General features: G+C 65.4%; 20 protein-coding genes. 15 read left to right on the top strand and 5 right to left on the bottom strand.

The annotated features are described in order from the left end of the window. Together ICG51_RS02470 and ICG51_RS02465 are read left to right on the top strand one after the other, a co-directional pair. Complete coding sequence (locus ICG51_RS02470; RefSeq protein WP_190282320.1) at positions 1-1,140, top strand: 5-(carboxyamino)imidazole ribonucleotide synthase; 1,140 nt, start codon at positions 1-3, stop codon at positions 1,138-1,140. Positions 1,141-1,213: 73 nt separating this feature from the next. Further along, positions 1,214-1,717: a hypothetical protein gene (locus ICG51_RS02465; protein WP_190281488.1), complete on the top strand. Its 504-nt coding sequence runs from the start codon at positions 1,214-1,216 to the stop codon at positions 1,715-1,717. 66 nt (positions 1,718-1,783) lie between these two features. Here the strand turns inward: ICG51_RS02465 and ICG51_RS02460 are convergent, their stop codons facing one another. After that, the gene (locus ICG51_RS02460; RefSeq protein ID WP_190281487.1) at positions 1,784-2,362 is read right to left on the bottom strand and encodes a Fe-Mn family superoxide dismutase; all 579 of its coding nucleotides are present in this window, start codon (positions 2,360-2,362) and stop codon (positions 1,784-1,786) included. A 133-nt stretch (positions 2,363-2,495) separates the two neighbouring features. Between ICG51_RS02460 and grxD the strand changes: the two genes are divergently transcribed. From grxD to ppnN, 5 genes are all read left to right on the top strand, one after another. Next, on the top strand, positions 2,496-2,819 hold the full coding sequence (grxD, locus tag ICG51_RS02455) for a Grx4 family monothiol glutaredoxin (RefSeq protein ID WP_038052992.1): 324 nt from the start codon (positions 2,496-2,498) through the stop codon (positions 2,817-2,819). A 2-nt stretch (positions 2,820-2,821) separates the two neighbouring features. Continuing rightward, complete coding sequence (locus ICG51_RS02450; RefSeq protein WP_190281486.1) at positions 2,822-3,559, top strand: SDR family NAD(P)-dependent oxidoreductase; 738 nt, start codon at positions 2,822-2,824, stop codon at positions 3,557-3,559. 123 nt (positions 3,560-3,682) lie between these two features. Then, positions 3,683-4,276 carry a YhgN family NAAT transporter gene (locus ICG51_RS02445; RefSeq protein WP_190281485.1) on the top strand — a complete coding sequence of 198 codons (594 nt, stop codon included), beginning with the start codon at positions 3,683-3,685 and terminating at the stop codon, positions 4,274-4,276. A gap of 205 nt (positions 4,277-4,481) precedes the next feature. After that, positions 4,482-7,778 (top strand): TonB-dependent receptor, encoded by a 3,297-nt coding sequence (locus ICG51_RS02440; protein ID WP_223809500.1) that lies wholly within the window; start codon positions 4,482-4,484, stop codon positions 7,776-7,778. A gap of 133 nt (positions 7,779-7,911) precedes the next feature. Next, complete coding sequence (gene ppnN, locus ICG51_RS02435) at positions 7,912-9,321, top strand: nucleotide 5'-monophosphate nucleosidase PpnN (protein ID WP_190281484.1); 1,410 nt, start codon at positions 7,912-7,914, stop codon at positions 9,319-9,321. Positions 9,322-9,403: 82 nt separating this feature from the next. Here ppnN and ICG51_RS02430 read toward each other — a convergent pair whose 3' ends face one another. Continuing rightward, on the bottom strand, positions 9,404-10,408 hold the full coding sequence (locus ICG51_RS02430) for a histidine kinase (RefSeq protein WP_223809499.1): 1,005 nt from the start codon (positions 10,406-10,408) through the stop codon (positions 9,404-9,406). Positions 10,409-10,583: 175 nt separating this feature from the next. On the opposite strand from ICG51_RS02430, the gene ICG51_RS02425 reads away from it, so the two are divergent. Genes ICG51_RS02425 through ICG51_RS02400 form a run of 6 tightly spaced genes read left to right on the top strand, consistent with a single transcriptional unit; the run spans position 10,584 to position 17,031 of the window. Next, complete coding sequence (locus ICG51_RS02425; protein ID WP_190281483.1) at positions 10,584-11,084, top strand: GspH/FimT family pseudopilin; 501 nt, start codon at positions 10,584-10,586, stop codon at positions 11,082-11,084. Beyond that, positions 11,081-11,551 carry a type IV pilus modification protein PilV gene (pilV, locus tag ICG51_RS02420; protein WP_223809498.1) on the top strand — a complete coding sequence of 157 codons (471 nt, stop codon included), beginning with the start codon at positions 11,081-11,083 and terminating at the stop codon, positions 11,549-11,551. Before ICG51_RS02425 ends, pilV begins: the two co-directional genes overlap by 4 nt. Next, entirely contained in the window at positions 11,548-12,405 is an 858-nt protein-coding gene (locus ICG51_RS02415) for a prepilin-type N-terminal cleavage/methylation domain-containing protein (protein ID WP_190281482.1), read from the top strand. The genes pilV and ICG51_RS02415 overlap by 4 nt, the downstream gene beginning before the upstream one ends. Beyond that, entirely contained in the window at positions 12,402-12,923 is a 522-nt protein-coding gene (locus tag ICG51_RS02410) for a PilX N-terminal domain-containing pilus assembly protein (RefSeq protein WP_190281481.1), read from the top strand. The genes ICG51_RS02415 and ICG51_RS02410 overlap by 4 nt, the downstream gene beginning before the upstream one ends. Before the next feature lie 8 nt (positions 12,924-12,931). Then, positions 12,932-16,594, top strand: a complete 3,663-nt coding sequence (locus ICG51_RS02405; RefSeq protein WP_190281480.1) for a PilC/PilY family type IV pilus protein — start codon at positions 12,932-12,934, stop codon at positions 16,592-16,594. A 5-nt stretch (positions 16,595-16,599) separates the two neighbouring features. Next, positions 16,600-17,031: a type IV pilin protein gene (locus ICG51_RS02400; RefSeq protein ID WP_304940998.1), complete on the top strand. Its 432-nt coding sequence runs from the start codon at positions 16,600-16,602 to the stop codon at positions 17,029-17,031. Positions 17,032-17,110: 79 nt separating this feature from the next. Here the strand turns inward: ICG51_RS02400 and ICG51_RS02395 are convergent, their stop codons facing one another. Beyond that, a complete protein-coding gene (locus ICG51_RS02395) occupies positions 17,111-18,619 on the bottom strand; it encodes a M20 family metallopeptidase (protein ID WP_190281479.1) in 1,509 nt (502 codons plus the stop codon). 241 nt (positions 18,620-18,860) lie between these two features. Between ICG51_RS02395 and ICG51_RS02390 the strand changes: the two genes are divergently transcribed. Continuing rightward, on the top strand, positions 18,861-19,208 hold the full coding sequence (locus tag ICG51_RS02390; RefSeq protein WP_190281478.1) for a ComEA family DNA-binding protein: 348 nt from the start codon (positions 18,861-18,863) through the stop codon (positions 19,206-19,208). 50 nt (positions 19,209-19,258) lie between these two features. Continuing rightward, a complete protein-coding gene (locus tag ICG51_RS02385) occupies positions 19,259-19,867 on the top strand; it encodes a HutD family protein (RefSeq protein WP_223809670.1) in 609 nt (202 codons plus the stop codon). 144 nt (positions 19,868-20,011) lie between these two features. Here ICG51_RS02385 and ICG51_RS02380 read toward each other — a convergent pair whose 3' ends face one another. Further along, on the bottom strand, positions 20,012-20,638 hold the full coding sequence (locus ICG51_RS02380) for a PepSY-associated TM helix domain-containing protein (RefSeq protein WP_190281476.1): 627 nt from the start codon (positions 20,636-20,638) through the stop codon (positions 20,012-20,014). An 8-nt stretch (positions 20,639-20,646) separates the two neighbouring features. After that, on the bottom strand, positions 20,647-22,647 hold the full coding sequence (locus ICG51_RS02375; RefSeq protein ID WP_223809497.1) for a TonB-dependent siderophore receptor: 2,001 nt from the start codon (positions 22,645-22,647) through the stop codon (positions 20,647-20,649). Between the last annotated feature and the right edge of the window lie 30 nt (positions 22,648-22,677).

The following is a 22,677-nucleotide window of genomic DNA, read 5'->3' as shown; positions in this document are numbered from 1 at the left end:
TTGACCACCGTCGGCATCCTTGGTGGCGGCCAGCTGGCGCGCATGATGGCGCTGTCCGGCGCGCCGCTGGGGCTGCGCTTCCTGGTGCTGGACACTGTGGGCGACGCCTGCGCCGGCCAGTTCGCGCCGATGGTGGTGGGCGACTACAACGACCAGTCCGCGCTGACGGAATTCGCGGCCCGGGTGGACGTGGCGACCTTCGATTTCGAGAACGTACCGGCGGAATCGGCGCAGTGGCTGACCGCGCGGGTGCCGGTATTCCCGAACCCACGCGCGCTGGCGACGGCGCAGGATCGGCTGGCCGAGAAGACCCTGTTCCGCGAGCAGGGCATCCCCGTGCCGCCGTTTGCAGCCATCGACACCCGCGAGCAGTTGCAGGCGGCGGTGGCGGAAATCGGCACCCCCTGCATTCTCAAGACCCGCCGGCTGGGCTACGACGGCAAGGGCCAGTTCCGCATCAAGTCGCCGGGCGACGTCGATGCCGCGTGGGACGCACTCGGCGCGCAGGCGGCACGGGTGGGATTGATCCTCGAGGGTTTCGTCGCCTTCCAGCACGAGCTGTCGGTGGTCGCGGTGCGTGGTCGCGACGGTGAATTCCGTGCCTGGCCGCTGACCGAGAACTGGCACGTCGACGGCGTGCTGTCCGCCAGTCTCGCCCCGGCGCAGGTCGATGACGCATTGCGCGCCACCGCGCTGTCGCACGCGCGCAAGCTGGCGGAAGCGCTGGACTACGTGGGTGTATTCGCGCTGGAGCTGTTCTGCCGTGACGGCGAGTTACTGGCCAACGAGATGGCGCCGCGCGTGCACAACTCCGGGCATTGGACCATCGAAGGCAGCGAGACCAGCCAGTTCCAGAACCATCTGCGCGCGGTGCTGGGAATGCCACTCGGCGATACCCGCATGGTCGGCTACGCCTGCATGCTCAACTGGCTGGGCGAGATGCCGGATCCGGAACCGGTGTTGCGCGAAGCCGGTGGGCACTGGCACGACTACGGCAAGGCGTCGCGCGAAGGGCGCAAGGTCGGGCACGCGACGCTGCGCGCCGACTCGCGGCAGGAGCTGGCCGAGGCGCTGCGGCGCGTCGGCGATGCGCTGGATCGTCGGTCGCAGGTCGTGCCGGTCATCGAACGCCTCGGCTGAGCGCTGCGCCGGGCGCTGCGGGATCGCGGCAATCCGTGTCAGGATGCGGGCAAACCCGCGCCCGCGAATGCCGATGATCCTGCAACCCAGCCAGATGCTGCCCTACGCGATGCCGGTGCTCGTCGGCTGGGTGCTGTACAGGCGCGTGCGGCGCAATTTCGGGCCGCAGGCGTGGAAGCCGAAGCGCACCTGGTTACGCTTGGTGCTAATCACGCTGGTAGCGCTGCTGCTGGCGGTGGCCGCCGCCTTCGTCCCGCATGCGCTGCTGCCGATGGCGGGCGGCGCGGCAGTGGGCGTCCTGCTGGGCTGGGTGGGCTTGCGCCACACCCATGCCGAGTGGCGCAATGGCGTGCGCACCTACATACCGAGTCCATGGGTGGGCGGCCTGCTGACGCTGGCGCTGGCCGTGCGCATGATCTGGCGCTTCACCCAAGGCGGCGGCATGCAGGGCGCGCAGCAGCAGCCCAGCGTGCTGACCATGGCGATCGCCGCCGCACTGGTGGCATACACCCTGTACTACAGCATCGGCTTGGTCCTGCGCATGCGCGAACTGGGCGAACGTCCCCCGCTGGCCTGAGGCCCGGGCTGGCAAATGAAAACGGCCGGGTCGCCCCGGCCGTTCGCGTGTCGCGCGTGGCGCGGCTTACTTCATCTGCGCCGCGGCGAAGTCCCAGTTCACTAGGTTCCAGAACGCCTCCACGTACTTCGGGCGGGCGTTGCGGTAGTCGATGTAGTAGGCGTGCTCCCACACGTCGCAGGTCAGCAGCGGGGTGTCTTCGCCGGTCAGCGGCGTGGCTGCGTTCGGCGTACTCACCAGCGCCAGCGCGCCGTCCGGGCGCTGCACCAGCCACGCCCAGCCGGAGCCGAAGGTGCCGATGGCGGTCTTGGTGAAGGCTTCCTTGAAAGCCTCGAAGCTGCCGAACGCGGCATTGATGGCGTCGGCCAGCTTGCCTTCCGGCGCGCCGCCGCCGGCCGGCTTCAGGCAGTTCCAGTAGAACGTGTGGTTCCACACCTGCGCGGCGTTGTTGAACATGCCGCCCTGCGACTTGCTGATGATCTCCTCCAGCGCCATGTCGGCGAACTCGGTGCCCGCGATCATGTTGTTGAGGTTGGTCACGTAGGCCTGGTGGTGCTTGCCATAGTGGAAGTCGATCGTCTCGGCGGAGATGTGCGGCTCGAGGGCGGTGCGGTCGTAGGGCAGGGCGGGCAGTTCGATGGCCACGGAAAGCTCCTGGTGCATGACGGATGGGGATGCGGCCGGGGCCGCGCGAACAATTACAATTAGCGATTGTATCCCCCTCGTCCGTTGCCGCGCGATGAAGCGCGCGGGCCACACCGTTGCAGGAGTTTTGCCAATGTCGTCCGTGGAAGAGCGCATCCGCGCCGAGCTTGAAGCCCATCCCATCGTGTTGTTCATGAAGGGCACCGCGCTGTTCCCGATGTGCGGTTTTTCCAGCCGCGCGGTGCAGGCGTTGAAGGCCGCGGGCGCCACCGACCTGCACACCGTCAACGTGCTGGAAGAACCCGAGATCCGCGCCAACCTGCCGCGGTTTTCCGACTGGCCGACGTTCCCGCAGCTTTTCATCAACGGCGAACTGATCGGCGGCTGCGACATCACCGTGGAGCTGGCCGAGTCCGGCGAACTGGCGCGCCTGGTCGCCGACGCGCGGAAGGCCTGAGCATGGTGGACGTATCGCAGGACCAGGCCCTGGATGGCCGCATCGTCCTGGTCGCGGGCGCGGCCGGCGGACTGGGGTCGGCTGCGGCAGTCGCCTGCGCGAAAGCCGGCGCCACGCTGGTGCTGCTCGGCCGCAAGCTGGCGCCGCTCAACCGCCTGTATGACGCGGTGAAAGCGGTCGGCCCGGAGCCGATCCTGTATCCGCTGGACCTGGAAGGCGCGTCGCCCGACGACTTCGACCAGCTGGGCCAGGCCATCGACGGGGAGTTCGGTCGCCTCGACGGGCTGCTGCATTGCGCCGCCGAGTTCAGGGGGCTGACGCCGTTGTCCCACACCGACCCGGCCGACTTCGCCCGCGCGATCCACGTCGACCTGACCGCGCGCTGGTGGCTCACCCAGGCCTGCCTGCCGCTGCTGGCGAAATCGGAAGCCGGCGCGGCGGTGTTCGTGCTGGATGACCCGGCCCGCAGCGGCGGCGCATTCTGGGGCGGCTACGGCATCGCCCAGGCCGGACAGGCGGCATTGGTCCGCATGCTGCAGGCCGAACTGGGTGAGCACGGCCCACGCATCAGCGGTCTGCAACCCGGCCCGATGCGCACCAACCTGCGTGCCAAGGCCTACCAGGCGAACGCCGACCTGAAGGCGCGTCCGGCCGCGGACTACGCTGGCGCCTGCGTGGAGTTGCTGTCGCCTGCAGGTGCGGCCTGGCGGGGCACGATCCGCGACGTCTCGTCGCGATAGTCGCGCCGTCGGTACCCACATGGAGCCGGCGCCCGCCGGCTCCGTGGTCGAATGGTTCCACCGGGGCGCATCGCCGTCCTCCACGCAATATCCCTGCCATCGCCTGCGTGCGAGAATCCGCCGATGACCGTCGCCGCCGCCGCCCTGCTGCTGTTCTTCATCCTCGATCCGCTGGGCAACATCCCGGTGTTCCTGAGCGTGCTCAAGGACTTGCCGCCGGCCCGCCAGCGCAAGGTGCTGGCGCGCGAGCTGCTGATCGCGCTGGTGGTGCTGATGCTGTTCCTGTGGGGCGGCCAGTACGCGCTGGAACTGATGCACCTGCGGCAGGAGTCGGTTTCCATCGCCGGCGGCATCGTGCTGTTCCTGATCGGCCTGCGGATGATCTTCCCGACCGCCGACGGGGTGATGGGGGACGTGCCGGGCGGGGAGCCCTTCATCGTGCCGCTGGCGATCCCGATGATCGCCGGCCCCTCCGGCATGGCCGCGGTGATGCTGCTGGGCAGCCAGGAGCCCGACCGGATGGGCGACTGGATGCTGGCGCTGGTGCTGGCCTGGGGCGCAACCGCTGCCATCCTGTTTTCCGCCACATGGCTCAAGAAGCTGCTGGGAACGCGCGTGCTGACCGCAGTCGAGCGCCTGATGGGCATGGTGATCGTGGCGATCTCCGTACAGATGCTGCTGGACGGCCTCGCCTCCTACCTGCACGCAGCCGCCTGAGCTTCCGTCCACCGGTGGCAGCCGGTCACGCCGCTGTCATGGCGCGGTCATGCGGTCTGGCTACCGTGTTAAACTTTGGTAATCCCGTGCGCCATGGTACGGCGGCGGGAGCCCCACGAAAATGCCGACAACCGTCGCATGACGGGCGTGCCGGCAGTTGCCGTTCATAGCCCGTCGTCATTTCTCCATCCTCAGAGGTCATACCATGAAGCATCCGAACCGCGCCCGGCTCTCCAAGCTGTCGCTGGGCCTGATGGTCGCGCTCGCTGCGGCTCCCGTTTTCGCCCAGAGCACCTCCGCCGGCGTCGGTGGCCAAGTCGTCTCGGCCGGCGGCCAGCCCGTTGCGGGCGCCGAAATCATCATCACCCACGTCGAGTCGGGCACGGTCAGCCGTGCCACCACCGATGCCAGCGGCCGCTACAACGCCCGTGGCCTGCGCGTGGGCGGCCCGTACACCATCGTCGTCAACAAGGCGGGCGAGGGCAGCAAGACCGAGGAAAACGTCTACCTGACGCTCAACCAGGTGAGCACCGTCAACGCGACCCTGGGCGCGGCGATCACCAACATCGAGACCGTGCAGGTGATCGGCAATGCCGGCGACTACCTGTTCGACGCGAACAACAAGGGCATGGGCACATCCATCAGCGGCCGCCAGCTGGAGACCGCGGTGAGCGGCAACCGTTCGCTGGACGACATCGCCCGTCTGGATCCGCGCGTCACCGTAACCGACCAGAACGACGGTTCGATCTCCGTGGCCGGCCAGAACAACCGCTACAACACGATCAGCGTCGATGGCCTGTCGGTGAACGACCCGTTCGGCCTGAACGCCAACGGCCTGGGCTTCACCGGCTCGCCGATTTCCCCCGACACCATCGCCGCCTATGACATCAAGGTCACCGAGTTCGACGTGACCTCCGATTCCGTCGGCGCGAACATCAATGCGGTCACCAAGTCGGGCACCAACGATTTCCGCGGGTCGGTGTACTACACCCTGACCGATGCCAGTAGCATGGTGGGCCGCCTCGGTGGTCCGGCCTACAAGGGCTTCGACAAGAACGAAACCAAGGGTGCCACCTTCGGCGGCCCGATCATCAAGGACCGGCTGTTCTTCTTCGGCTCCTACGAGGAACAGGAAATCAGCGGCCTTGCCGGCGTCGGCACCGACGCGGTCAGCAGCGGCAAGCTGACTTCCCAGCAGGTCAACGACGTCGCGAGTGCGTTTGATGCCATCGGCATCGACGCGGGCACCTACGGCGACGCTGGCGCGGTGTCGCTGAAGAACAAGCGCACCCTGGCCAAGCTGGACTGGAACATCAACGACAGCCAGCGCGCCAGCTTCACCTTCCAGCGCACCGAAGAAACCCGGCCGACCCCGTACAGCTCGTACGTGCGTGACATCAGCGCCATCCTGCCCAGCAACTGGTACACCAGCGCCAACAAGACGGACAACTATTCCGTCCAGCTGTTCAGCGACTGGACCGAGAACTTCAGCACGGAGCTGAAGATCGGTTACCAGAAGTACAACGTGAACAACGGCGCGGCCGTCAACCAGCCCGAGGTCTTCGCCTGCTTCACCGCGGTGGCCGCCGACTGCAACGCCACGCCCCAGAACAGCAGGGCGCCGTGGGTGATTGGCGGCGAAGACCGTTTCCGCCACGAGAACTCGATTGCCAGCAAGCGCATCAGCGGCACGTTGTCCGGCACCTATTACGCCGGCGACCACGTCATCAAGGGTGGCGTCGACTTCCTGAGCAACGAAGTGGGCAACGTGTTCGGCTCGCTGCTGAACGGTTCCTACGGGTTCTACGACAAGAACGGCAACGGCACGCCCGTCGACGAGATCCTTGCCAAGAACTACGGCTTCTTCACCAAGAACTACCTGCCGGCGGGCGTGAGCCTCGCCGACAGCGCCGGTACCTGGAAGTACACCCAGGTCAGCCCGTTCCTGCAGGATACCTGGCAGGCCACCGATAACCTGTCGCTGGTGTTCGGCGTGCGCGTCAACCTGCCGAAGGCAGACCACGCGCCGCCGGTTGCGCTGCAGAGCGCCACCAACACGGCCCCGGGCGCCACGCCGGGCGCGCCGGTGTGGGAGAGCCGCTTCGGTTACACCAGCGCCAGTACGCTGGGCTCGAAGAACAAGGTGTTCGAACCGCGCTTCGCCTTCAATTACACCTTCGACAGCGAGCGCCAGATGCAGCTGCGTGGCGGCGTCGGCCTGTTCCAGACGGTCGCGCCCTACGTGTGGCTGACCAACCCGTATGCGAACAACGGCGTGGTCTCGCCGAAGGGCTACAACGGCACCAATCCGGTCGCCGACCCGTTCAACCCCGATCCGGCCAACCAGCCGGGTCCGACCAACGTCCAGGCCGGCGTGTGCGCCACCAATGCGCGCTGCACGATCGACGTGCTTGATCCGGACTTCAAGATGCCGGGCGCCTGGAAGTTCGCGCTGGGCTTCGATGCCGAACTGCCTTGGTGGGGCCTGACCGGAAGCATCGAGTACCAGCACATCAAGTCCAAGAACGCCATCGACTACAAGCTGCCGAACATCGGCACGCCGAACGGCACGCTGCCGGACGGGCGTGATTCGTACTGGACGGCGGGTTATGGCAGCAGCAAGAACAATGGTTCGTTCCGCGAACTCGATTACCAGTCCACGCTGCTGACCAACACCAACAAGGGCAAGTCGGATTCGATCACCTTCTCGCTGACGAAGGCCCTGTCCAACGGGTTCCGCGGCAACTTCAGCATCACCCAGACGCACAGCACCGACGTCACGCCGGGTACCGCTTCGCGCGCCATCTCGAACTACAACTACGTGGCCCGCGTGAATCCGAACGACTCCATCGAGTCGACGGCGCGATTCGACGTGCCCCTGTCGGTGAAGGCGTCGATGAGCTGGGAGCATGCGTTCTTCGGTGATTACAAGACCACCGTCTCTATGTACTACAACGGCCGCAATGGCCTGCCGTACAGCTGGACGTTCGGTACCGACGTGAACGGCGACAGCATCAACAACGTCGACCTGGCCTACATCCCGCTGGCCAACGACCCGATCGTGTCGTACAAGGCCGGCACGACCGCCGCGCAGATCCAGGCCTTCCAGGCCTTCATCGACAGCGATCCGTACCTGAGCTCGCGTCGCGGCCAGATCGCCGAGCGCAATTCCTCGCACCAGCCGTGGATCAACCAGCTCGACGTCGGCTTCCAGCAGGAGCTGCCCGGCTTCTTCAAGGGCAACAAGGTCGTCGTCCGCCTGGACATCTACAACTTCCTGAACATGGTCAACAAGGACTGGGGGCAGCAGGATGGCCTGGGCTTCTTCGGGACCCGTCGCCTCGCCTACGTCAGTGGCGTCACCAACGGCAAGTATGTCTACGACCTCGGCACCGCCGCTTCGCCGGCGTGGCAGGAGTTCGGCGTCTACGACTCCTACGCCAATCCGTCCCGCGTGATTTCGCGCTGGCAGGCGTTGCTGACCGTTCGCTACCAGTTCTGATAGCAATCGGCTGTTGCAGATCAAACGGCCGGGGCAACCCGGCCGTTTGCTTTTGGCGGGGGCGTGCGCAGGCTGGGCGCCGCATCGTCGCTGCCCCCTGACCGGATCCGCAGCCGCGCGCTAGACTGGCTGCATGAACGATACGACCACCACCTTGCCGCAGGGCGCGGCCATCCCCTTTACCCCCACTCTCCCTACCGTCTCCACGCACATCTATCCGCGTGGCGCGCTGGACGTGCTGTCGCGCGAGGAAGTCGCGCGCCTGCGCGATGCGTCCGCCGGTGGCCTGCACGACCTGTTGCGCCGCTGCGCGCTGGCGGTGCTGACTTCCGGCAGCGCCTCGGACGATCCGCGCGCTGCGCAGGAGCTGTATCCCGACTTCGACATCCAGGTGCGCCAGCAGGACCGCGGGGTGCGCATCGAGCTCACCAATGCCCCGGCGATGGCCTTCGTCGACGACCAGATCATCGCGGGCGTGGCCGAACTGCTGTTCGCTGTGGTGCGCGATCTCGCGTTCACCGCCATCGACCTCAACGGCGACGAGGAGCTGAACACCTCCTCAGGCATCACCGATGCGGTGTTCCGGCTGCTGCGCAATGCGCGCGTGCTGCATCCTGCAGATCCCAACCTGGTGGTGTGCTGGGGCGGCCACTCGATCGGGCAGGAGGAATACAAGTACACCAAGCAGGTGGGCTACGAGCTGGGCCTGCGCGGGATGGACATCTGCACCGGCTGCGGCCCGGGCGCGATGAAGGGGCCGATGAAGGGCGCCACCATCGCCCATGCCAAGCAGCGTCGCCGCCGCACACGCTACATCGGCGTCACCGAGCCGGGCATCATCGCCGCCGAGTCGCCCAACCCCATCGTCAACCACCTGGTGATCATGCCGGACATCGAGAAGCGCCTCGAGGCCTTCGTCCGCATGGGCCACGGCATCGTGGTGTTCCCCGGCGGTGTCGGCACGGCCGAGGAAATCCTGTACCTGCTCGGGATCCTGCTGCGCGAGGAAAACGCGCACCTGCGCTTCCCGCTGATCCTGACCGGGCCCACCGGCGCCGCGCCGTACTTCGAGCAGATCGACAGGTTCATCCGCCTGACGCTGGGCGACGATGCGGCCCGGCTCTACGAAATCATCGTGGCCGATCCCGCGCGCGTGGCCAAGCGCATGGACATGGGCATCCGCAAGGTCAAGGAACAGCGCATCGCGCAGAAGGATTCCTTCTTCTTCAACTGGGGCATCGATGTGCCGCTGGAGTTCCAGCAGCCGTTCGTGCCCACCCACGAGCTGATGGCGGGGCTGGACCTCCACCACGGGCGCAAGCCGCATGAACTGGCGGCCGACCTGCGCCGCGCGTTCTCTGGCATCGTCGCCGGTAACGTCAAGGAAGATGGCATGCGCCGGATCGAAGCGCATGGGCCGTTCGAGATCCACGGTGATCCGGACATCATGCTCGCGCTGGACGCGCTGCTGCGCGCGTTCGTGGAGCAGCGCCGGATGAAGATCTCGGGCGAGTACAAACCCTGTTACCGCGTGGTTGCCTGACGACTGCGTTGCGGCACGTGGTGCCGATTTCCGACGGCGGTCCCCCGGTGCGGCCGCCGTCCTTGCCAAGCGTGAGGGTGGTTCAAGCGGGCAGGTGCATCCGCGCCACGTACCGCCCGTCCTCCACCGAGGCATCGATCCGCCCGCGTCCCCCGGTCATCGCCTGCACCCGCTCGCGCGCCGAGGCGAGTCCGATCGCGTGGCCCTTGTGGCTGCTTTCGACTGCGGGCAGGTCGTTGGTGATGACGATTTCGATCGCGTCCTCGCCCGGACGGACTGCGACCTCCAGCCGGCCGCCCGAGGGCAGGCGCTCTATGCCGTGGCGGATCGCGTTCTCCGCCAGCGGCTGGATCGACAGCGAGGGCACCGGCACTTCCGGCAACGTTTCCGGCAAATCCCAGGTCAGCTGCAAGCGCGGCCCGAAGCGCAGGGCTTCGATTTCCAGGTAGCGGCGGGTCAACGCCAGTTCTTCCGCCAGCGGGATCAGCTGCGGGCCGCGCAGTGCGCTTCGGAACAGGTCGGCCAGATCCAGCAGCACGCGCTCCGCCTCGTCCGGTCGCGCATGCACCAGCGCCGCGCCGGTATTGAGCGTGTTGAACAGGAAGTGCGGGCGGATCCGCGCCTGCAGTGCTTCCAGCTCCAGCTGCTTGGCGCGCACTGCCAGCCGTCGTGAACGCCAGTAGTTCTGATAGCTGACCAGACCGATCAGGCCCACCACCAGCGCGATCGCCAGCGTGCGCAGGACGAAGGCCTGGCGGCTGCCGTCACCGAGTCCGCCCACGGCCAGCACGCTCCAGGCCGCCATCGACACCAGCAGGCTCATTGCCAGGAACAAGCCTAGGCAGACCCAGGCCAACGTCATCGGTGGCAGTCGGCCGAGGCGGTTGCGCAGGAGATACAGTGCGCAGAGCGTGCCCAAGGCCACCCACTGGATGCCCAGTGAGGCCAGCCCGAACTGCACCAGGCGCTCGCTGCTCTCGGCGGGGGCCAGGGCAAGGATTGCCGCCAATGCCTCGCCACCCAGCATCACGCCGAGAAGGGCGGGCGGGCGCCAGAGCGCGGCAAGGGGATCCGGGGAGGCGTTCAAGGCGGGTCGGCGGCTTTTCCTCAGGGTAGCAGAGGCGACAATGGGGGGGCTGACCTGGCTAAGGGGTGCGGCCACCCACCGCCTGCCCCCGGCGAGTGCCCGCCCGTCGGTCCTGACTGGCAACCCCGTGGCACGATGGATAAGGTTGACTCGCCAAACTGGGAGGGGCGCCACGTTGTCACACCTGTACCCACACCCGCTGCACCGCGGCTCGCGCGGCTTCACCTTGGTGGAGCTGATGGTGACCGTCGCGGTCCTGGGCATCATCGCGGTCGTCGCCGTGCCTGCCATGACCGACATGATCAACAACAGTCGGGTTCGCGGGGCGTCGGAAGAGGTGACCGGGGCGCTGCAACTAGCCCGGTCGGAGGCCTTGAAGCGCAACCAGCGCATCATCGCCTGTGCTTCCGCGTCCGGAACCAGCTGCGCCGCTTCCGCAAGCCGGATGGTGGTGTATTGGCAGGATCCGGCCAATGCCGCCACCACGGAACTGGTGCGTGAGATTTCCATGCCGGGCAGCGTGCAAGTTTCTGGGGCGGCGGCCGGGATACAGTTCCGGGCCTCTGGCGTCGCGGACAGCGCGCAGCAACTCCAAGTCTCGGTGGCCGGGCACTCGCGCTATGTATGTGTGCAGATCAGTGGTGTGATCTCGGTGAAAAAGGTGACCTGTTCATGAAAACCCCCACCCAATTGAAATCTCTCCCCCGGCACATCCGCGGCATGAGCTTGATCGAAGTCCTCGTTGCCGTGGTGGTGCTGGCGGTGGGCATGCTGGGTGTGGCCTCCATGCAGGCATTGGCCCTGCGCGGTGGGCAAGGCTCATTGGAAAGCAGCCAAGCGGTGATGGCCGCAAACTCCATTATCGAGGCGATGCGCGCCAACCGGCTGAATGCGGCGGCCTATGTCTTCAATGGCACCGCCGCTTGCGCAACGGTGCCTGCTGCTGGCGGCTCGCTCGCATCAAACGATCTCAATAACTGGGTGACGCAGCTCAAGGCCACCATCGGCACGGGCGCTGGCGACACCACCACCTGCGGCAGCATCACCCAGGCAGGTGGCGTGTATACCGTCACCGTCCAGTGGGATGACCGCCGCGCAGGGGGGGCTCAAACCCGGACGGTGGTGACGGAGGCGCGCATATGAGCAGGGGAAAGCAAGCAGGCTTCGGTCTGATCGAATTGATGGTTGCCATGGTGCTGGGTCTTCTTGTGCTGGGTGCGGCTGTCGCCGTGTTCCAGTCCAATCTGCGCACGTTCAATGCCAGCGATGGACAGAACCGTGTGCAGGAAAACGCGCGCGTGGCCTACGAATTGCTCTCCAAGGATGTGCGGTCCACCGGAAGTTCCGCCTGCTCCGCAGAAGCTTCGGTGCTGGGGTTGGACGCGATGAGCACGTCATTCAAGACCCCCCTTTCCGGCAGCGCAACCGAGCTCACCACGGTGTCGGCGGATGACCTGTCGTACCGGGTGAAAACGGCGTCCGCGTCCGCGGTCACGTTGGTGGAAAGCGCGCCCCAGGCGAGTGACATTTTCAAGGTGGGTGACCGCGTCATGGTGTGCAATGCGGCCATGACCGGGTTTGCCCAGATCGCCTCGATTGCCGGGCAAACCGTTACGTTTACGGCAGCATTGGAGTTCGACCCGGCGCTTACCGAATATGGCGATCCGGCCAGCATCTCCATCGCGCGCTTCCGTAATAACCGCTGGCATGTGAAGGCCAACGGCGGCGCCACCGGCAATTCGCTGTACGTCAACCGCAATGGCGGCGGTGACCAGGAAGTGGCTGAGGGGGTGCAGCGGCTGGACGTGACCTACCACCAGGCGGCCAACGGCAACCCCGCGGTGTATGTCGCTGCGCCCACGGATTTCCAGTCGGTGGATGCCGTGCGCATGTTCATGCCCATGCGGGCGGTGATGCCCTCCAAAGCCCCTGGTGAGAACGACATCGTGAACCGAAACGTGGCTTCTACCGCCAGTATCAGGAATCGCAGTCTATGAAGAACGTCCAGTCTTTTCGGGGCAACCGGCGGCAACGGGGCATCTCGCTGCTCGTAGTCCTGTTGTTGCTGGTGGTGATGTCGGTGCTTGGCGTGGCGGTGCTGCGCAGCTCCGCGATGCAGGAGCGCATGAGCGCCAATCTACGCGACCGCAGCTTGGCTACGCAGGCGGTGGAGAACGCGCTTGCAACTGCTCGGGCCAACTTGGCAGCAGCGCCCAAATGGCGCACCACGGTGCCTACCGCCGCCGACTGCGCGAGCGATGGTATCTGCCCTTCCTACACCGCGGAATCCGCCGCGGGGTGGCGCGCGGGCCCCACCCTCCGTGGCGTGGCAACCCAGTATTGGATCGAGTATCTGGGCGAAAACACCACTGCCATGGAGACCACCGGCGTCATCCCGGGGTCGGAGACCACCAATCGCGGACCGCTGTTCCGCATCACCGCACGCACCAATACCGACGGGCGTGCGATGGTGGTCCTGCAATCCGATGTCATCTACCGTAGTCCCAAGCTGTGAGCGCCGCCATGAAGACCCGAGTCGTTCAAGCCCGTAAGTATTTCGCAGCGACGCAACCTTGGTGGGTGGCACCCGCAGCCTGCCTCGCTACCTTGCTGGCATTGCCGGTCAGTGCGGGCATCACCATTCCGGACGAACCGTTGACCACCGGCAACAAGGTGGCGCCGAACATCCTGTTTATCCTGGATGATTCAGGTTCGATGGCGTGGCGTAACATGAATAATCAGGACATCGCTCAAATTACCGGTTCCGGGAATTTCAGTGATGGTCCGGACGCCAATGGCATCACAACGGGCACCAGCAAGGATAGTGAGAGTACTGGAAACTCTGCGATGTACGAGCAGAACTACATTACCAACTCGCTCTATTACAACCCCTCAGTTACCTATCAGCCCTGGATGGGGGCGAATGGTAATCGCCTGAGTGGTGGCACTAGCTATACCTCTGCGTATAGCAGCGACAACTACGCCAGCAACGATGGTAACGGCAGTTCCGGCGGCAGCAGGAATCTTTCCAATAACACGCAGACGTTCTACGTTCCAAAGGATACCGCCGAAACGAGTTTGTCCTATCTTTCCAATGTCGAAAACTATCATCGGTATCAGATTATTTCAGGCGGCGTTGATGTCTTGCGAGGGGAGTACGGCAAAATCGTCGCTACCTCGGGCAATTCCGCCATCTCGCCCTCCAGCGGGACTGTTCGGGGATCGGGAAGCAACACCCACCCGGTATCGGGACATTCTGCTGGCGATAAACTTGTTCTCAATATTAAATCTCCCAACAGTTCCAGAAGCGTTTTGTACTGGGTCTATGCGCCTGACAGTTCCTTGGTTTGTTCAGGGCAGGTGAATGCGGGAGATACCGATACCTGTTCGGTTAATTCAGCCCTGTCCGGTAATTACAGCATAGTTGCAAAGCGCTGGAACAATACCAACAGCGATGCGGATTATAGTCTGTGGGGCACTTGGAGTCGAACCAACAGCTGTGACGGCGGAAGCGCTGGCACTTGGGGCTGGATCAACTGCACGCCTGCCACCCCTCCTACGCCGAATGCGCCTACCGGTCGCTCGGTGGCGGACGAAAAAACCAATTTTGCTACGTGGTATTCCTTCCATCGCACCCGCATCAAGGCAGCAAAGGCCGGCGCCGCCGAAGCCTTCCGCCCGTTGGGTAACAAGGTGCGCGTTGGCTACCGCAGCCTGCACCAGAACGGAAGTACCAATTTCGACATTCCCGTCGGGGACGGGAACGACGGGCGATTTGTCGACAATGTGACGCCTGCCACTACGAGCCGTACCACCTGGTATCGCCGGTTGTTCGCGGCAAGCGCTAACAACGGAACGCCGTTGCGTAACATTCTTGAAAATGCGGGCAAGTATTTTCAGGATACGACCACCTCCGGTCCCTATGGGCCCGAGGCAGGGTCCAACCAGTACTCATGCCGCCAGAACTTCTCGATTCTGACCACTGACGGCTACTGGAACGGTGCAGGTTCGTCGGTTGGGAACGCCGACAACACCGCGGGAAGCTTGATTACCGGCCCCAAGGGCGAAAGTTATCAATATAGTCCGGGGGCGCCGTATGCCGGTGCGGACTCCAATACATTGGCCGACGTGGCCATGTACTACTGGAAGACCGATCTTCGCGACCTCGCCAATAACGTTCCCACCACACAGGCTGATCCCGCGTTCTGGCAGCATATGGTGACCTTTGGGATTTCCATCGGTCTGAAAACGTCGATGGGCTGGTCCAGTGTTGGCGACGTACCGGCCAACCCCGCGTGGCCGCAGCCGGGTGACGACCGTGCTGCCAATATTGACGACCTGTTGCATGCAGCGGTCAACGGTCGGGGATCTTTCGTTTCCGCCAGCAACCCCAAGGAATTCACAAGCGGTCTGGCCAAGGCGTTGGCTGCGATCGCCCAACGAACCAGCTCCTTCTCGAACGTCGCCACCAATGCGGCCTCCATCAAGACGGGCGGCAAGGTATTCAACGCCAGCTATGTGTCCGGTCTCTGGACTGGCGCCGTGAAGGCGTGGACGCTCGATGCAAACAGCGAGCCCTCTGTACAGGCGTGGTCGGCAACAGTTCCGGCCGCGGCAAGCCGCAAGGTGTTCACCTTCAATGCGGGGTCTGGCGACACCTTCCCGACTTCCACGCAACTCTCCGCGCTGGCCAGGCCGGGTGGGCCTGTCGATTATCCGGTCACCGGCTCCGAAAATGCCGCCTATATCAAGGGCGACGGGGCACTGGAAGAACGCAATGGCGGGCTGCTGCGGAATCGTGCAAGCACGGTGCTGGGCGACATCGTCAATTCGTCGCCTGCGTATGTCGACGACACCAAAACCCTGTACGTGGGCGCCAACGACGGCATGTTGCACGCTTTCGATGCCGACACTGGCGTCGAGCAGTTCGCTTATATTCCTGGATTGGTGAACCTGGGCGACCTGAGCCAGCTGAGCCGGGGCGACTACACCCACAAGTGGTTTGTTGACGGGCCGGTGGTTGTGACCAACCGCAAGCTGACGCCCAACAAGAACTATCTGGTTGGTGCAATGGGTCGCGGTGGCAAGGGTTTGTTTGGTCTCGACGTCACCAATCCCGCTGCCTTCGGCACGGGGGACGTGAAGTGGGAGATTGGCGGCGGTAATGCCAACATGGGCTTGGTGACCGGGCGGCCGATCCTGGCCCGCGTGGGCGGAGGCTCGGTGGCGGCGATCGTGGGGAACGGGGTGAACAGCACCAACAACCGGGCCGTTTTGTTCGTGATCAATCCAGCAACCGGCGCCATCATCAGGGAGATCGACACTGGAGCAGGAGATGCCGCGAACCCGAATGGTCTTTCGGCGCCCACTGGCATCCTGGGGCGCGACGGCAGGACGCTGGCTTATGCGTATGCGGGTGACCGTTTGGGCAATGTCTGGAAGTTCGACATGAGCAGCGCCTCGCCGGCCAGCTGGACGGTAACCAAGATGTTCACCGCGCGTACCGCCAACGGCACTGGTGCCGTGCAGCCGATCACCGGAGGCGTGACGGTGGCGACAGATCCCCGGACCTACAAGCGGTGGGTGTTCTTCGGGACTGGCAGTTACATGACTACGACCGAGGCTGACGACAAGGTTCCGGGTACCCAAGGCATGTACGGCATCATCGATACGGGTTCCACTGTGACGCATGGACAGCTGAAGAAGCGCTCGATCATCAACACTGGGGCCACCCAGGATGGTTATCCCGTGCGCACCTTCGAAGCCAAGACGGATCTGGCTGCCACCTACAATGGCTGGTACATGGATCTGCCGGGCAAGGGCGAGCGGATCGTGCAGGATGCGCAGCTGGTCTCCAACATCCTGGTCACGGCCAGCATGATTCCAGAGGGTGATGCGTGTGAAGCTTCCGGGTCAGGCTATATCAACGCCCTCGATGCGTTCACGGGGACCAGCGCGGGCAAGTCCTTCTTCGATCTCGACAAGGACGGAGACACCACGGATCAGAGCATCGGTGGTGTGCCCGTGGGTTCAGTGAACTTCGGTGTGGGCATGCCCACCTTGCCGATCATTCTGGATGGCAAGTTGGTCGTGGGTGGCACCAATGCGGGTGAAAAGCCCGGTTCCGGCGGGATCGTCGGCAAGGAGTGGTCGCCGGTTTCCTGGCGCGAGATCAGGAGGGATTGAGCGCCATGACGACCAAGACAAAGGAGTTCTTCATGCGCAGCCCGAAGGCCGGCGGTTTCACCCTGATCGAGCTCATGGTCGTGGTGGCCATCATTGGCATCCTTGCCAGTATCGCCTTGCCCTCCTACAACGAGCACATGCGCAAAACGCGGCGTGCTGCAGGAGCGGCCTGTGCATTGGCGGCTGCTCAGCAGATGGAGCGTTTCTACACCACCTCCATGGCCTACAACGCAGCCGGAACGCCATCAGCGGCAACGCTTACGTCCATCTGCGAGCCAAAGGCGCGTGAATACTACGCTTTTGCGGTGAACAACCTGGCGGCGAAGACCTATACGATAGCTGCCTCCCCCCAAGGTGCGCAGAGCGGAGATTCCTGCGGCACCCTGTCAGTGAATCAGGCCGGCACCAAGTCCCCGACTACCTCGGGCTGTTGGTAAATCCCGGCAACCGCGACAAACAACAAACCCGCCGAAAGGCGGGTTTGTTGTTGGTTCCAGCATGCCTAGCGAAGCGGAATCAGCAGCAACCGCCCAGCGTATCCGCAAACGAATTGACCGCTGCCGCCGCCACCCCGGTGGTCTCGCCACGCAGGCTGGCCGCATTGTGCTCCGCCATCACGCGGGCCACGCAGGCGGTGACCGCCTTGCCCATCGGGATGTGCAGGAACTCGTTGGGGCCGTGGGCGTTGGAATGCGGACCCAGCACGCCGGTGATCATGAACTGCGCGCCGGGGAACTTCTCGCCCAGCATGCCCATGAAGGGGATGGTGCCGCCTTCGCCCATGTACATGGCGGGCTTGCCGAAGAATTCCTGGCTGGACTGGTCGATGGCCGCTTCCAGCCACGGGGCCAGCGCCGGCGCGTTCCAGCCCGTGCTCGCCTTCTCCAGCTTCAGGCTGACCTCCGCGCCGTAGGGCGGGTCCTTCAGCAGGGCTTCCTGCAGCAGCTCGCCGCCGCGTTTGCCGTCCAGGGTCGGGGGCAGGCGCAGGCTGAGCTTCAGTGCGGTATGCGGGCGCAGCACGTTGCCGGCCGAGGCCAGCGGCGGGATGCCGTCCACGCCGGTGATCGACAGCGCCGGCCGCCAGGTGCGGTTGAGTACCAGTTCGGTGCGGTCGCTGGCCATCGGCGACATGCCGGGCAGGAACGGGAACTTGTCGAACACCTCGTCACCCAGCACTTCGGCCACCTTGGCGGCCTGTGCACGGCGCTCGGCCGGGATGTCCACGTGCATGCCCTCGATCAGCACGCGGCCGGTGTCCTCGTCCTCGATGCGCGAGAGCAGGTCGCGGATGATGCGGAAGCTCGAAGGCACGATGCCGGACGCATCGCCCGAGTGCACGCCTTCGCTGAGCACCTTGACCGTGAGGTTGCCGCCGGCCAAGCCGCGCAGCGAGGTGGTGCACCACAGCTGTTCGTAATTGCCGCAGCCGGAGTCCAGGCACACCACCAGCGAGGGCTTGCCGATGCGCTCGGCCAGGTGGTCCACGTAGAAGGGCAGGTCGTAGCTGCCGGACTCCTCGCAGGCCTCGATCAGCACCACGCAGCGCGCGTGCGCCGCGCCCTGCGCCTGCAGCGCCATCACCGCGGTCAGCGAGCCGAAGATCGCGTAACCGTCGTCGGCGCCGCCGCGGCCGTACAGGCGGTCGCCTTCCAGCACCGGCTCCCACGGGCCCTTGCCCTCGTCCCAGCCGGTCATTTCCGGCTGCTTGTCGAGGTGGCCGTAGAGCAGCACGCAGTCGTCGTTGCGGCCGCCGTTGGCGGCGGGGATGTCGATGAAGATCAGCGGCGTGCGGCCTTCCAGCCGCACCACTTCCAGCTGCATGCCCGGGATGCCCTGCGCCTTGGCCCAGGTTTCCATCAGCGCCACCGCGCGATCCATGTGGCCGTTCTGCACCCAGTCGGCGTCGAACATCGGCGACTTGTTGGGGATGCGGATGTAGTCGACCAGCTGCGGGACGATTTCGGCATCCCACTTGGCGCCGACGAAGTCGCGGATCCGGTTGGCGTCGAAGGGGGCGGTGTGCATGGCGTGCCTGTCTCCGGGCATTGATCTGAAGGGGCCATTGTAGCGCCGCGCGGAGAAGCATCCCCCGCGTGTCGACGTTGCAGGCGCATCGGATCAGACTTTTCCTACCCAGAACCGGGTGGTAATCCCGACGCGCGCCGGGACGGCGGCCGATAGGCTGTCCCTGTCGCGGTTGGCAATCTGCACACACCGGCGCAAGACGTGCGATCCGGCTACAGATCCCAACCCAAGGAGCCATCCCATGAACATCAAGTCACTGACCAATCTGCTCGCCCCGCTGGTCCTGTGCTTCGCCCTGGCGGGCACCGCCGCCGCCGGCGAGACGGTCAACATCAATACCGCCGATGCCGGCACCATCGACCGCGTGTTGGTGAACGTCGGTCCTGCCAAGGCCCAGGCGATCGTCGACTACCGCAAGTCCAATGGCGCGTTCCGCAGCGCCGAGCAGCTGGCGCTGGTCAAGGGCATCGGGTTGAAGACCGTGGAGAGGAATCGCGACCGGATCGTGGTGGGCGCGCCGCGGGTTGCTCCGAAGACTGCGAATGCCCCGATCCGGAAGGTGGCGCCGCAGCGGGTCGTGCGCCGATGAATGCAGAGCGCGTCGTCGCCGGCCCTTCGCTGGCCGGCGATACTGCGGCGATGACGGGAATGGCGACGGCGCCGGCAACCACGGTCCTGCGCGCGCAGGACTACCGGCGCATGCGCTGGAAGAACGGTGCGGGGTGGACCTCGGAAGTCTTCCGGTGCCCGGATGCCGACGACTGGAATTGGCGGGTGTCTCTCGCGGAAGTGGAAACCGACGCCCCCTTTTCGACATTTCCGGGCGTGGAGCGCGCGCTGGTGCTGCTGGAAGGCGAGGGCATGCGCCTGCGTTTCGACGATGGCGACGTGCGCGATCTGTTGCCGCCTTGCGGGATGCAGCGGTTCGCCGGCGAGCGCCCGCTGGTGGGACAACTGGTCGACGGCCCCAGCCGTGACTTCAACCTGATGTGGAAGCGCGGTCATGCCGACGTCCAGCTCTGGCGGCGGCCGCTGGCCGGAGCGATGGTGCTGTTTGCCGACCCGGGGGAAACCTGGGTGGCGCATCTGCTGGCCGGGCAGGCGCATTTTCCCGGTCTAGCCGGGCCCGGCGTCATGGCGCCGGGCGACACCGCGATCCTTCGCGGCCATCGTGTACGCACACGGTTTGCGCTGGACGGGGCCGGCGAACTCCTGCTGGCGCGGGTTGTAGAGCAGGGCGAGGTCTGATCAAAGCCAGGCGGCTTTGATCAACCCTCATCCCCTGGGGACTTTCAAGGTCAAAGGCGGCGTCAAAGGAATTGACGTCGCTGCGGCACAGGGATGTGCCGCACCTCTTTTTGATGCGGCGAAGCCGTACGCGTCCGTCGAACGCTAGCCCAATGCCAGTCCCAGGACGGCGACGAACACCACGGTGGACAGTCCCATCACGCTGAACGCCATCTCGCGCCAGCCGCGCCCGCGGGCCCACATCCAGATTCCGGAAACGCCAAGCAGCAACATGCCGACGGCGAAGCTGTCGGCCAACAGCACCCAGAACGGGCCGCCGCCAACCGCCTTGTGCAGGCGGTTGAACGCCGCCAGCGGCGAATGCCGGCTGTGCTTGAGAGTCGCGCTTTCGTTGCCGGGGACATATTCGAGCGCCCACGAGCTGCCCGCGCTGCCGCCGCTCAGCGTCCACTTGGGCGCCGGCTTGCCTTCACCGCCGCCCGGTCCGCCCTTGCGAATGACCTGGGCGTCGAGCTGCTGGTGGCTGCGCAGCCACAGCGACAGCTGTTCGGGCGATGCTCGTGCTGCCGCTGGAATCGCCAGCTCGGCCCGTGCAGCCTCACTGCTTTCGCCCTGCGGCCAGGCGCCGTCGCCGAAGCGGTGGTTCATCACCAGGCCGGTGATGCCGTACAGGATCGCCGCCAGCGCGCCCCAGGCGCCGATCCACAGGTGCAGCTGGCGGATCCAGCGGTAGCGGGTATTGCGGCGACGTGCCGAAATGTCCTGGCTCATGGGTCGACTCAGTAGCGGAAGTTCAGGCTGACCCATGCGCTGCGCGGCGCACCCGGGCTGATGTTGTTGTTGCTGTGGGCGCTGGCGAAATAGCGGGTGTTGCCCAGGTTCTCCACGTTGAGCTGGAGCTGCAGGGACGGCGAGAGCGTCCAGTAGACCGCTGCATCGACGCGGGTGAAGGCCGGCAGCGCCACCTTGTTGTCCACGTTGGCGTAGATCTCGCCGCGGTACACGATTCCCAGGCCCGCACCGAACCTGTCGCTGAAGTCGTAGCGGTTCCACAGCGAGGCCGAATGGCGTGGCAGCTGCGCCAACCGGTTGCCTTCCACCGCGGTGGCCGACTGCGTGGTGGTGATCTCGCCGGACTGCCAGGCGTAGCCACCCATGACCTGCCAGCGATCGGTGATGCGCCCGGCCAGGCCCAGCTCCACGCCCTCGGTGTACTGGCCGTCGACCAGCAGCATCCTGGTCGAATCGGCGGGGTCGGTCACTGCCACGTTGCTGCGGTCGAGGCGGTAGACGGCGATGCTCGCCTGCAGGTCCTTGTGGATGTCCCACTTGGCGCCGATTTCGCGGTTGCGGAAGCTTTCCGGCTCGAGCGAAGCATTGCTGGCGCTGAGCGACGCCAACTGGTCCCCGGCGCGCGGCTGGAATGCCTTGCTGAGGCTGGCGTACAGGGACACGTTCTCAAGCGGCTTGTACACCAGCCCGGCGCGCGGCGAGAGCAGGTTGTCGTCGCTGCGGAACGACTGCCCGTTGCGGTTGTTGCGCAGATCCACGCGGAAGTTGTCGAAGCGCACGCCCACGATCGCCTGCCACTGGGGTGAGAACTCGATCTGGTCCTGCAGGTACACCGCCGAGGTGCGCGCGACGCCATGGTTGTCGGCATCGGTGGCGCTCTGGTGGAAGTCGATTGCCACGTCCACGTTGGGGCTGGCGATCGGCACGACGTTGGTGCCGGGCGCGAAGTAACCGGTCTGGCGGAAGTTGTCGGTCACCTGCCGGCCCAGCTCGATCCCGGCCAGCACGGTATGGCGCAGCGCGCCGCTGCGGGTTTCCCAGACCAGGTCGGTCTGGTTGAACAGGTTGCGGCGGGTGGTGTCTGCGCGGTAGGCGGCCAGCGTCACGCTGGCGCCGGTCGCATCCACGGCGCTCGGGAACACGTTCTGGTAGTACTTGTCGTAGTCGGCCCAGCGCAGGTGGTTGCGCAGGTTCAGGCCTTCGCTGAAGGCGTGGTCGATGATGACGTCGAAGGCGTCCACGTCGGCTTCGGTCCTGCTCAGCTTCGGATTGCCGAAGAAGGTCGCCGGATCGGTATCCAGCGGACGGCCGTCGAACGAGGGCACGCCGCGGTCGGTGGTGCGGTCGTCGTGGAAACGCTCGTAGGCCAGCACCACGCGGGTGGCATCGCCCGGATCGAAGTTGAACGACGGATTCACCCCGTACCGCTTCAGATAGCCATCGTCGCGGAAAGTCTGCGAATCCTCGACCACGGCATTGACCCGAAAGCCTGCGGTTTCGCCGAAGCCTTGCCCGAAGTCCAAGGTGCCGCGTCGCCGCTGGTTGGAGCCGAGCTGCACGGTGCCGCTGCGATGGTTCATGCCGTCGGCCATGCGGGTGACGCGGTTGATGACGCCGCCGGTGCCCCCGCGGCCGAAAATCATCGCGCTGGGGCCCTTCAGGGCCTCGACGCGCTCCAGGTTGTAGACGTCGCGGAAGTACTGCACGTCGTCGCGGATGCCATCGACATAGAAGTCGCCGGTGGAACTGATGCCGCGCATGACCGGAGTGTCGCGGTTGCCTTCGCCCTGCGCGGTGCCGACGCCAGGCATGTAGCGGAAGGTCTCGTTGAGGCTGGTGACGGCCTGGTCGGCCACCAGCTTGTCGGTTACCACGGTGACTGCCTGCGGCACGTCCAGCAGGGGGGTGTTGGTCTTGGTGGCACCACGGGTGTTGCGCACCTGGTAGTCCGGCAGGTAGCGCTGGCCGACCACGATGACCGCGTCCACGTCTTTGGCGGGGTCCCGCTTGCTGGCGTC

Origin of the sequence: Thermomonas sp. XSG (genome assembly GCF_014678725.1) — a bacterium.
GTDB lineage: Bacteria > Pseudomonadota > Gammaproteobacteria > Xanthomonadales > Xanthomonadaceae > Thermomonas.
The sequence above is the reverse complement of the archived record's forward strand: the minus strand, read 5'-3'. Positions and strand labels throughout refer to the sequence as shown.